Below are 11,623 nucleotides of genomic sequence, written 5' to 3'. Positions count from 1 at the left end.
CCTCTTCCTTGCAGGCGTTATCCCTGGTCTTCTTCTCGTACTGCTATTTATGGTATGGTCGCTGTACTCGACCTGGCAGTCTGGGAACAAAGAACTTTTGAACGCAGGTAACTATACTTGGAAAGAAAAGTTCGAGATCCTGCCGCGCGTGTTGCCGTTCCTCGCTATTATCATCGGCGTGCTCTACGCCATGTATGGCGGCATAGCTACGCCGTCAGAAACCGCCGCCGTTGGAGCGCTTCTCTGTCTCATGATCGCAATGATCATCTACAAACTCTGGAACCCGAAAGATCTGTGGGTCGTGCTGCGCGACAGCACCAAAGAGAGTGTGATGATCCTCTTCATCATCGCAGCTGCTGGTGTCTTCTCCTACATGCTCTCGAGCCTTTTCATCACGCAAGCGATTGCCGAATGGATAGGCACTCTGAATGTGAACCGCTGGGTGCTCATGACCTTCGTTATGTTGTTCCTTCTGGTCGCGGGCTTCTTCCTGCCTCCGGTGGCCGTGATCCTGATGGCGGCACCAATCCTGTTACCCATCATAACAACGGCAGGTTTTGACCCTATTTGGTTTGCAGTTGTCCTGACGATCAACATGGAGATCGGGCTTATATCACCACCGGTGGGTCTGAACCTCTATGTGATCAACGGCATTGCGCCAGATATCTCACTGAAGACCATTTTGAAGGGCTCCTTGCCGTTTGTGGCCTGTATGGTTGTTGCAATCATCCTGCTCTGCTTCTTCCCCGGTTTGGCGACATGGCTGCCCGACGTCGTTATGGGAGAGGCGATATGAGCTACTTTGGCGATTTGATATCGACGGTCTTTGACCGTCGGTATCGCCGGGCGCGGCAGGACGAGGTCGATGAACGGACAACGGAAAGCCTGTGTAGCGCGCTCTTAAGCAGCTATGGCGAGGTGTCGGGCGTGACCTTGGCGCGCAATCTGCTCGATCGCTACGCAGGAATGTCGCTTGGCGAAAAGACAGAGTTTTTCCAGTTCGTCACGCTTAAATTGGAGATTGATCCGGACGCGGTCATCTCAACGCTTCAAGCGTATCGCGACAAACCTGGCAAAAGCACCTACCGCACCTTTGCGGCGGCCTGTGAACCAAAACGGCAAGAACTTGCACGCCGTTTGAACCAGGTTCCCGGTGCTACAGTGCAGCTCGTTTCCATGCGCAAAGATCTTCTGGAGATCATGCGGGAGCGCCCGGAGCTTGAGCCTTTAGATGTTGATTTCAAGCATCTCTTCAGCTCTTGGTTTAATCGCGGCTTTCTGGTCCTGCGGCCAATCAATTGGGAAAGCCCTGCTGAAATCCTCGAAAAGATCATCGCTTATGAGGCGGTCCATGCCATCGACAGCTGGGACGATCTGCGGCGGCGATTGAAACCATCAGACCGTCGCTGTTTTGGCTTCTTCCACCCGGCCATGCCTGATGAGCCATTGATCTTCGTGGAAGTTGCGTTGACGAAGGGTATCCCCAACTCGGTCCAGGGCCTCTTGGCAGATGATCGCATCGCGATAGACGCTGAGGAAGCCGATACAGCCGTGTTTTACTCAATTTCCAACTGCCAAAAGGGCCTTGCAGGCATTTCATTCGGAAACTCGCTCATCAAGCAGGTTGTGTCGGACCTTTCGAAGGATCTGCCGGGCCTGAGTACTTTCGTGACGCTCTCACCTATCCCGGGCCTGAATAAATGGCTTGGAGGGGCGGCACACGATGCCCTGAAATCAGAAGACAATCAGGCATTGGCTTCCCACTATCTGCTCGAAGCGAAAAGATCCGACGGAATGCCCTTTGACCCGGTTGCCCGGTTCCATCTTGGAAATGGCGCGCTGGTCCACGCCGTGCACGCTGATGCTGATATTTCTGAAAATGGTCGGCGTCAGTCCAACGGGACGATGGTGAACTACCTTTATGACCTAAACCAAATTTCGCAAAACCATGAACGCTTCGTCGGCGAAAAGACCGTCGTGGCCTCCGACGCCGTTAAAGCATTGAGCGCGTCTGTGACCGCAGACGCCTAGGAGAATCAAGATGCCCAATCCTCTTTTTGATACCTTATTTGGACAACACCAGGGCAAGACCACGAGCTTCTTGCAGATGGCGGATGGCTCCACTATCACGCATAATGATTTCCTAGAATTGGCGGCCCAGTATGCCAATCTTCTTGTCCAGCTGGGCGTTCAGCCGGGCGACCGTATCGCAGTTCAAGTTGCCAAGTCGCCACAAGCCGTCGCTGTTTACGCGGCCTGCGTGCAAGCTGGAATCGTGTTTTTGCCGCTGAACACGGCGTATACTGCGGATGAAGTCTCCTATTTCGCCGAAAACAGCGGTGCGCGGCTAATTCTGTGTGATGGCAAACGCTCCGAGGCGTTGGAACCTGTTGCTAAGGCTTGCGGCGCGACCCTGGAGACGATGAACGCCGATGGAAGCGGAAGTTTTGCGATGCAAGCTGACGTCATGCCAAGCAGGTTTTCCACGGTCGAGCGCTCCAAAGACGATCTGGCAGCCTTCCTTTACACTTCTGGCACAACGGGCCGCTCAAAGGGTGCTATGCTGACCCAAGGCAACCTGCTGTCCAACTGTAAGGCGCTGGCAAGTGAGTGGAGGTTCACGGCAGCAGACTCGCTTCTGCATGCACTCCCGATTTTCCACACCCACGGCCTCTTTGTCGCCACCAATATTACGCTTTTGGCAGGTGGAAAGCTCTTGTTTCTCCCCAAGTTCGACCTTGATGTGATCTTGGATCTCATGCCTCAAGCCACGACAATGATGGGCGTTCCGACATTCTACACCCGGCTATTGGGCAACGAACGCTTCACGCGGACAGCGGCACAGCACATGCGCCTCTTTGTGTCCGGCTCAGCGCCTCTGTTGGCCGAAACGCACGTCCACTTTGAAGAACGGACCGGCCATCGCATTTTGGAACGCTACGGGATGACCGAGACGAACATGAACACGTCGAACCCCTATGATGGCGAAAGGCGCCCAGGGACAGTTGGTTTCCCGTTACCTGGCGTGGAGATAAAGATCACTGACAGCAACACCGGCGAGACAGTCCCTCAAGGTGAGATCGGAGAGATCGAGGTCCGGGGACCAAATGTCTTCAAGGGCTATTGGCAGATGCCGGAAAAAACGGCCGAGGAACTGCGCCCGAACGGCTTTTTTATCACTGGCGATTTGGGTCAGATTGACGAAGACGGCTATCTGCACATCGTCGGGCGAAGCAAAGACCTGATTATCTCCGGCGGCTATAACATCTACCCAAAAGAGATTGAGCTCTTGCTCGACGAGGAAGAAGGCGTACTAGAGAGCGCCGTGATCGGCGTTCCACATCCCGACTTTGGCGAGACCGTTGTCGGCATTCTCGTCGCTGAAGGCAAAGCCGATCTCGATCTCGACGGCATCAAGAAGAGAATTGGTGCATCGCTTGCGCGTTTTAAACACCCGCAGCGACTGGTGGTACTTCCGGAATTGCCCCGCAACACGATGGGTAAAGTTCAGAAGAAAGAACTCCGCGAACAATTCAAAGACATATTCATGCCCGCTCTCTCCCCCTCACCGAACGCCCCATTAACTTAACTTCCGTTAACAAACCCTCGATTCAGGCGGTGCACGGGTTGTGCACGCTTTTCACCCCCCTGTTTTCGGGCGTCAAAACACACGTTAACCAAGCGGGACGCTGCTCAATTTGAGGCTTTTTTGGTACTCAACAAAAGCGAGGTTTCCGAAGTTGCGACCCCGTCCAACTTGCGGATACGCGCCAGAACCTCGTCAAAAGCTTCAAGGCTGTCCGTGCCGATTTCGGCGATCGCATCCCAACGTCCATTGGTGCTATGCACGCCTCTCACAGCGGAAAATCCCGCCAGCTGACGCAGAATTCTTTCGGTTCCACGGCCCTCGATTCCGATCATCATCAACCCCCTCACAGGGTCCGCAAGACGATCCTCTTTCAGCACCACAGAATAGCCCAAAATCACCCCCCGCGCCTCCAGCCGCGCGAGCCGCGCCCGTACCGTCGCGCGCGTCACTCCAAGCTGCGCAGCAAGGTCAGAATGTGAGGCCCGTGCATCGTGCCGCAGGGCCGAAATCAGGTTTTGGTCAAGATCATCCATCTTGGTCACTTTTTTATATCAATCTGATAAATCTATCAACTAAATGATCACTTTGGAAGCTATATCACCTCTCATTTAGTCCATAATCTTCTCTCAAACCGCGACAGGAAAAGGCTTCAAAACCATGCGTGACATCATTCTCATTGGCGCTCCAATGGATTCTGGCAAGCGCCGAAAAGGCTGCCTCATGGGGCCAGACGCCTACCGGACTGCAGGCCTTTCCGAGGCCCTTACAGGCCTAGGCTATCGGGTCCGCGATTGGGGCAATCTCGCCCCCGCCGAGCACGCGCCTGATGACCCCGAAGCGCGCATTTACAAGCACCATGAAACTGTGGGTTGGACCAACCGCCTCTGGCGCACAGGCAAGGACGCAATGGCCAAAGGTTTGCCAATCTTTCTTGGGGGTGACCATGCTCTTTCGCTCGGCTCGGTCGGTGGCGTGAACGCCTATTCAACTGAAAAGAATCAGCCCCAGTTCTTGCTCTGGCTGGATGCCCACACCGACTACCACACCCCCGAAACGACTGATTCAGGCAATCTTCACGGAACCCCGATAGGCTATGTCACAGGCCGCAAAGGCTTCGCAGGCTTCCCCAAAGTCGAGCGCCCAATTCCTGAAGAAAACGTTTGTATTCTTGGACTTAGGTCCGTTGACGCTGCCGAGCGAGAAGCGATGCAAGACACCAATATTCATGCCTATGACATGCGCCGCATTGATGAAACAGGGATTGCAAAGCCGCTGGCTGCTTTTCTCAACAAGGTTAAGAAAGCCAATGGCGCGCTCCATGTCAGCCTTGATGTAGATTTCCTCGACCCCGCTTTCGCCCCCGCTGTCGGCACGACCGTGCCCGGCGGCGCAACCATCCGTGAGGCACATCTGGTCATGGAAATGATCTGTGATTCAGACCTGATGAGCTCGCTGGATCTTGTCGAGCTCAATCCCTTCCTCGATGAGCGCGGCCGCACGGCACAGGTGATGGTCGATCTGGCCGCCTCCGCCCTTGGGCGGCGTGTGTTTGACCGCCCGACACGGGCTTTTTCATAAGGATAACAGAATGTTAAATCCATCACCCAAAGCCTACGTCCCCTTCGTTTCCGTCGACAACATGATGAAACTGGTGCACCATATCGGGCTCGAAAATATGCTGCTTGGCCTCGCACAAGAGATTGAAAACGACTTCAAACGCTGGGAGCTTTTTGACAAGACCCCCCGTGTGGCAAGCCACTCCGATGTGGGGGTGATCGAGCTTATGCCAACTTCCGACGGTGAAGCATATGGCTTCAAATATGTAAACGGCCACCCGAAGAACATCTCGGAGGGCTTACAAACCGTCACCGCCTTTGGTCTTCTGGCTGATGTTTACACAGGCTACCCCACCCTGCTCAGCGAGATGACCATGCTCACGGCAATCCGAACGGCAGCGACTTCCGCTATGGCCGCAAAACACCTTGCGCCAAAAGGCGCCAAGACGATGGCTATGATCGGCAATGGCGCCCAATCTGAGTTCCAGACGCTGGCTATGAAGGCCATCATCGGACTGGAGGCGGTTCGGCTCTATGATATCGACCCAGAAGCGACAGAAAAGGCCGCTCGCAATCTTGAGGGCATGGGAGTGAAGGTCACCAAATGTAAATCGGCCGAGGAGAGCATGGAAGGTGCAGAGATCATCACAACCTGTACCGCCGACAAACAATGTGCCACGATCCTAACAGATAACATGATCGGCGCAGGTGTTCATATCAACGCCATCGGCGGTGACTGCCCTGGCAAGACAGAACTTGCCGCAAAAATCCTGCATCGCGCTGATATATTTGTTGAATTTCCGACCCAAACACGTATCGAGGGCGAAATTCAACAGCTTCCGCAGGACCATCCTGTGACGGAGTTATGGCAAGTGATCACAGGCCAGGCAAAAGGCCGCACGAGCGATAAACAGATCACGTTGTTTGACAGCGTAGGGTTTGCAATCGAAGATTTTTCCGCACTCCGCTACGTGCGCGAACACATCAAAGGCACCGACTTCTTTCAAAATCTGGATATGCTAGCAGATCCTGATGACCCACGGGATCTCTTCGGAATGCTCAAACGCGCTGGTTAAAAAAAGCCCCCCAAGCAGAAGCTTCGGGGGCTTTTCTTATGTTTCAATCGCGCGCAAAGCCTTGCTTGAGGGGAACAGGCTCGGCTTTAAGCGAGCGTTAGCCGTCTTGGTTGATCGTGCCAGCTTCCTCTGCGGCTGTGATCTCATCTGCATCGAGCAAACCGTCATCATTGATATCCATTTCCGAGAAGCTCTCGGCTGTCATATCTGGGTTTACGGTCTGTAGTTCGTCAACAGTCACGGCACCATCGCCATTGGTATCGAGCTCTGCAAGCATATCAGCGCTGGCAAGCATAGGTGTCAGAAGCGTCGCAAGAGCGGCCAGTGCAAGCGTTGTCTTTTTCATGGTCTTTTCCTTATATTTCAGGGGGTTTTACGTAGGAGCCGTTGGGTCTTAGCCATCCGTGCTCATCATGCCTGCTTCTTCAGCAGTCTTGATTTCTGTGTCGTCAAGTGAACCATCGGCATTTGCGTCCATCGTCTCAAAGTCTTCGGTGGTAACGCTGGGCCAAACAGCCTGGACCTCTTCCAATGACAAGACGCCGTCACCATTGGTATCCACTTCAACGGCGCTGTTGCTCATCGCGAGCGCAGGTGAGATCGCTGTCACAAGTGCTGCCATGGTCAGTGCAAATCTGTTCATCATTCATCCTACAAGTTGAGGAAGGCGGGTTTGCCTTCTCGGCTGAGATAATCCCCATTTTTTGAATTCGAACAGCGCCATCTGAGCGCCTCCCCAAAACGTGCTAAAAGCCGCCAAAACTCCCCGATTTGGCAGGCGCTTGTGCGCTCAATGGTTCGCTGCACAGAGGTTTGAGCCATTTGGCGCACAAGACTCATATCGACTTTGGCAAAGTCGCGCTTATGCAATTCAGCCGCTCATGGACCACTTGCAAGATCAAGCGCTGATCTCTATTTCATAGCACCATTTGATTTCTCAAAAAGACGAACTTTTGACGCCTGCGCCTTGATTCTACACAAAAAAGGGGAGCCGCCTGGGCCCCCCGTAAAGTTTCGCCATTCAGGCTCAGTTATATATCACCGCTCGTAGTTTTATGCCTGCGGCCTGAACGCGTTCCGGGGCGAGCACACCCGCCCCGTGACTTTTAGGAGCACCCTGAGGTCGCTCCACATGTGTTGCACTTCATGCAGGTTCCATTGCGCACGAGTGTGTAATTGCCACAATCGCCACAGGCTTCGCCTTCATAGCCCTGCATTTTAGCTTTTGTCCGCTCATCCATGCTCAGAGCTGTTGTGCTTGTGGTGGTGGCAAGACTCTCGCCCATCACAACTGCACTCACAGACCCGCCTGATGTCTCCGGCACAAGCGTATTCAATGCCGTGACCGGGTCACCCGAGGCCATTGCCATACCACCAAAGCTTTGTCCGCCCTGAAGTACAACAAGTTCCTGAGGGAGGCGTTTGCGCAGGTAGCCTGTGGAGCTGATCTGCTTGAGCACTTCGAGCGAGCGAGATGCCGAGCCTTCACTCATTTCCTGAATGTTGCTCACGCCCTCTTCTTCGCCACGCCCCAAGTCATCAAAGCTTGCGCCCGATGGTTTGACATGCGCGAGGTCCGTGCGATCCAGGTAAGATACGGCCAGCTCACGGAAGATATAGTCCAGGATCGAAGTGGCATTCTTGATACTGTCATTGCCTTGGACCATGCCAGCAGGCTCAAACTTTGTGAACGTGAAGGCGTCAACGAACTCCTCCAGCGGCACGCCATATTGAAGCCCAACCGAAACCGCGATCGCGAAGTTGTTCATCATCGCACGGAAGCCAGCACCCTCTTTGTGCATATCAATGAAGATTTCACCGAGTGAACCGTCTTGGTATTCGCCCGTCCGCAAGTATACCTTGTGGCCGCCAACAACTGCTTTCTGCGTATAGCCTTTACGGCGCTCGGGCATCTTCTCACGGTGAGATTTAACGATCTCTTTGATGATCACTTTCTCAACGATCTTTTGGGCGAGAACAGCCGCCTTTTCTTGGCTAGAACCGCTCTCAAGAATTTCGAGCGCCTCATCATCATCTTCTACGAGGGCAGATGCCAAAGGCTGGCTGAGCTTGGAGCCATCGCGATAGAGCGCATTGGCCTTCACACCGAGCGACCATGATAGCTCATAGGCTTTCTGACAGTCTTCGATTGTCGCATCATTTGGCATGTTGATCGTCTTGGAGATCGCACCAGAGATAAAGCTCTGGGCCGCTGCCATCATATAGATATGCGCCGTTACAGAGAGATATCGCTTGCCCCGCTTGCCACATGGGTTGGCACAGTCAAACACGTTGTAGTGTTTTTCTGCCAAGTGCGGCGCGCCTTCCAGTGTCATGGTTCCGCAAACGTGATCATTTGCTGCGTCAACATCGGCACGCGTGTAGCCAAGATGCTTGAGCATATCAAACGTCGGATCATTAAGCTTCTCAGCAGGGATACCCAAGGTACCTGTGCAGAAGGCTTCGCCAAGTGTCCACTGGTTGAAGACAAAGCGAATGTCAAAAGCCGTGCCAAGCGCGTTTTCGATCTTGTCGATCTCTGGCTGACCAAAGCCGTGCCCGATCAGCGAGGTATGGTTAATGCCTGGGGCATTGCCCAATGTGCCGTGACCGACCGCATAGGAGACAATCTCTTCGATCTGGGCCGAGCCATAGCCGAGTTTTTCAAGAGCAGCAGGCACTGACTGGTTGATGATCTTGAAATAGCCACCACCCGCAAGTTTCTTGAACTTCACAAGCGCAAAGTCAGGCTCAATCCCTGTGGTATCGCAATCCATAACAAGGCCGATTGTACCAGTCGGTGCAATCACGGAGACTTGCGCGTTACGGAACCCGTTCTTTTCACCGAGTTTGAGAGCTTCGTCCCAGACCGCCATCGACAAGTCGATCAGCTGGCTATCGGGGCAATTCTTCAGATCAAGAGGAACAGGTTTGATTTCGAGATTTTCATATCCTTCTGTCGCCCCGTAGGCCGCGTTGCGGTGGTTGCGAATGACGCGGAGCATGTGCTCACGGTTGCGCTCGTAACCCGGGAATGCCCCCAGTTCGCCCGCGATTTCGGCAGATGTGGCATAAGCAACACCCGTCATGATGGCAGTAAGTGAAGCACCAATCGCGCGGCCCTCATCGCTATCGTAACCAAGACCAAGGTTCATCAAGAGGCCACCAATATTGGCATAGCCCAGACCCAAGGTGCGGAAGTCGTAAGAACGCTGTGCAATCTCTTTTGACGGGAACTGCGCCATCATCACTGAGATTTCGAGCGTAACCGTCCAAAGGCGTGACGCGTGCATGTAGTCTTCCGCTTGGAACTTACCGTCCTTGAGGAAGGTCAGCAGGTTCATCGAGGCAAGGTTACAGGCAGTGTCATCAAGAAACATGTATTCCGAGCATGGGTTTGATCCGCGGATCTCTCCATCTTCTGGGCAGGTGTGCCACTCGTTTACAGTGTCGTGGAACTGGATTCCGGGATCGGCACAGGCCCAAGCCGCGTGACCGACATCTTCCCAAAGCTTGCGTGCTTTGATGGTTTTAGCAACGGTGCCATCCGTACGGCGGATCAACTCCCAATCTGCATCATCTTTCACAGCCTTAAGATATGCATTTGTGACGCGGATCGAGTTGTTTGAGTTTTGACCTGATACCGACGCGTAGGCTTCCGAGTCCCAATCCGTGTCATAGGTAGGGAATTCAATGCTGCCAAAGCCCTGTTTGGCATAGTCGAGCACGCGCTTGACGTATGTCTCTGGAATATGGACTTTTTTCGCTCCACGGATGGCCGCTTTAAGCTGTTCATTCTTCTTTGGGTCAACGGAGTCTTCTGTTGAGCCGTCCCATGTACGGATAGCGACAAAGATTTCGTTGAGCTTTTCTTCATGCAGTTTGGAGCCAGCGACGATCGACGCAACCTTCTGCTCCTCTTTCACCTTCCAGTTGATATATTCTTCGATATCAGGGTGATCCGCATCGACGATAACCATCTTTGCCGCGCGGCGTGTTGTGCCGCCAGATTTGATAGCGCCGGCTGCACGGTCGCCAATCTTGAGGAAGCCCATAAGGCCAGAAGATTTGCCGCCCCCTGAAAGCGCCTCATTTGAGGCACGCAAGTGGCTAAAGTTCGTGCCCGTGCCTGAGCCGTATTTAAAGAGACGCGCTTCACGTACCCAAAGGTCCATGATGCCGCCATCGCCAACCAGATCATCTTTGACCGACTGGATAAAACAGGCATGTGGCTGCGGGTGCTCATAAGCCGACGTGGATTTAGTCAGCTCACCCGACTGGTAATCCACATAAAAGTGGCCTTGCCCTGGTCCATCAATGCCATATGCCCAATGTAGCCCTGTATTAAACCATTGCGGAGAGTTCGGCGCCGCGCGCTGCGTGGCAAGCATGTGGCGCATTTCGTCATAATAGGCGCGCGCATCATCCTCTGTTGAGAAGTAACCGCCCTTCCAGCCCCAGTAAGCCCATGCGCCCGCGAGACGGTCAAAAACTTGCTTGGCAGAAATTTCACCCGTCTTCTCGGTGGTGTCCGTCGCGGGCACTGAGCGCCACAAAAACTCAGGAACATCCTTTTCTTTCACTTTCTTCAAGGCTGTTGGCACACCTGCTTTGCGAAAGTATTTTTGGGCAATCACATCCGAGGCCACTTGGCTCCACTGCTTAGGAACCTCTACGTCGTCCAGTTTGAAAACGATCGTGCCGTCAGGATTGCGGATTTCTGAGACTGTCGTAACAAACTCAACATCTGCATACGCGTCTTTGCCTGCCTCAGTGAATTTTCTATCAATTTTCATAGCTCTGCCTAGCCCTCTGTGCCTTAAGTTTTAAAATCATTGCCCTCCGACCACATATTTCTGGTCAGCCCCCTTTTTGAGCCAGACACGCCATGCAGATGCCAAGGATAAGGGCTGCGTGGAAATAAACCACGCGCCAAAACTGCGCTCGAAGCGAGCGATATGTCTGTGACTTAAACCTGTTCCTGCCCGACTGTTGACCCCTATATGTTGTGGTCTTTCATCTGACTGACACTATCTGGCGTATTTGCGCAGCGCAGGTCAACGGAAACTTTTACAAAAATTGTGCAATTTAGAGTTGACGCGAACAAGTTTGAGGAAAGGGGAAGCTTCTCCCTGATTCATCCACCGGCGAGTTTTGGAACCTACGCCGTTTGCTCATTTGGGCTTCAAGACAGAAAGCCTTGTCTTTCGGTGGGGTTAGAACAAAAGCCTAAAGAAACAGCCACGCGAGATGCCTCTTTTATCCACTGCCGTGGATAAATTTGATAGCCTTGCGTTAACTTTTAAAAAAACTTCATACCGTCACGCCCCGTTTGCTTTCGGACGAGGCGCAGACGCGTGAACCGTAGATTCGCCAACAAGTGATTCTGGTTAACGCTCGTC

At 53.4% G+C, this 11,623-nt stretch carries 9 protein-coding genes; 5 read left to right on the top strand and 4 right to left on the bottom strand.

Annotated elements, in window-relative coordinates:
• From P8O11_RS07160 to P8O11_RS07150, 3 genes are all read left to right on the top strand, one after another.
• Positions 1-796 (top strand): TRAP transporter large permease (locus P8O11_RS07160; protein WP_300293160.1); only part of this gene is annotated, 796 nt, incomplete at its 5' end.
• Positions 793-2,031 carry a malonyl-CoA decarboxylase gene (locus tag P8O11_RS07155; protein ID WP_300293158.1) on the top strand — a complete coding sequence of 413 codons (1,239 nt, stop codon included), beginning with the start codon at positions 793-795 and terminating at the stop codon, positions 2,029-2,031. The genes P8O11_RS07160 and P8O11_RS07155, both read left to right, overlap by 4 nt.
• Before the next feature lie 10 nt (positions 2,032-2,041).
• On the top strand, positions 2,042-3,589 hold the full coding sequence (locus P8O11_RS07150) for a malonyl-CoA synthase (protein WP_300293157.1): 1,548 nt from the start codon (positions 2,042-2,044) through the stop codon (positions 3,587-3,589).
• A gap of 104 nt (positions 3,590-3,693) precedes the next feature.
• Here P8O11_RS07150 and P8O11_RS07145 read toward each other — a convergent pair whose 3' ends face one another.
• A complete protein-coding gene (locus tag P8O11_RS07145; RefSeq protein ID WP_300293155.1) occupies positions 3,694-4,122 on the bottom strand; it encodes an Lrp/AsnC family transcriptional regulator in 429 nt (142 codons plus the stop codon).
• 124 nt (positions 4,123-4,246) lie between these two features.
• On the opposite strand from P8O11_RS07145, the gene rocF reads away from it, so the two are divergent.
• Both rocF and P8O11_RS07135 read left to right on the top strand, forming a co-directional pair.
• A complete protein-coding gene (rocF, locus tag P8O11_RS07140; protein ID WP_300293153.1) occupies positions 4,247-5,167 on the top strand; it encodes an arginase in 921 nt (306 codons plus the stop codon).
• Between the two features lie 10 nt (positions 5,168-5,177).
• The gene (locus P8O11_RS07135; protein ID WP_300293151.1) at positions 5,178-6,221 is read left to right on the top strand and encodes an ornithine cyclodeaminase; all 1,044 of its coding nucleotides are present in this window, start codon (positions 5,178-5,180) and stop codon (positions 6,219-6,221) included.
• Between the two features lie 97 nt (positions 6,222-6,318).
• Here the strand turns inward: P8O11_RS07135 and P8O11_RS07130 are convergent, their stop codons facing one another.
• The 3 genes from P8O11_RS07130 to P8O11_RS07120 form a co-directional block, all read right to left on the bottom strand.
• The gene (locus P8O11_RS07130; protein WP_300293150.1) at positions 6,319-6,567 is read right to left on the bottom strand and encodes an EF-hand domain-containing protein; all 249 of its coding nucleotides are present in this window, start codon (positions 6,565-6,567) and stop codon (positions 6,319-6,321) included.
• Between the two features lie 48 nt (positions 6,568-6,615).
• Positions 6,616-6,864 carry an EF-hand domain-containing protein gene (locus tag P8O11_RS07125; protein ID WP_300293148.1) on the bottom strand — a complete coding sequence of 83 codons (249 nt, stop codon included), beginning with the start codon at positions 6,862-6,864 and terminating at the stop codon, positions 6,616-6,618.
• A gap of 463 nt (positions 6,865-7,327) precedes the next feature.
• Positions 7,328-11,017, bottom strand: a complete 3,690-nt coding sequence (locus tag P8O11_RS07120; protein ID WP_300293147.1) for a vitamin B12-dependent ribonucleotide reductase — start codon at positions 11,015-11,017, stop codon at positions 7,328-7,330.
• Positions 11,018-11,623: the final 606 nt, after the last annotated feature.

Origin of the sequence: Lentibacter sp. (assembly GCF_029254145.1) — a bacterium.
In the GTDB taxonomy this organism is placed as follows: Bacteria; Pseudomonadota; Alphaproteobacteria; order Rhodobacterales; family Rhodobacteraceae; genus Lentibacter.
Note: the sequence above shows the minus strand (reverse complement) of the source record. Positions and strands in the feature narration are given on the sequence as shown.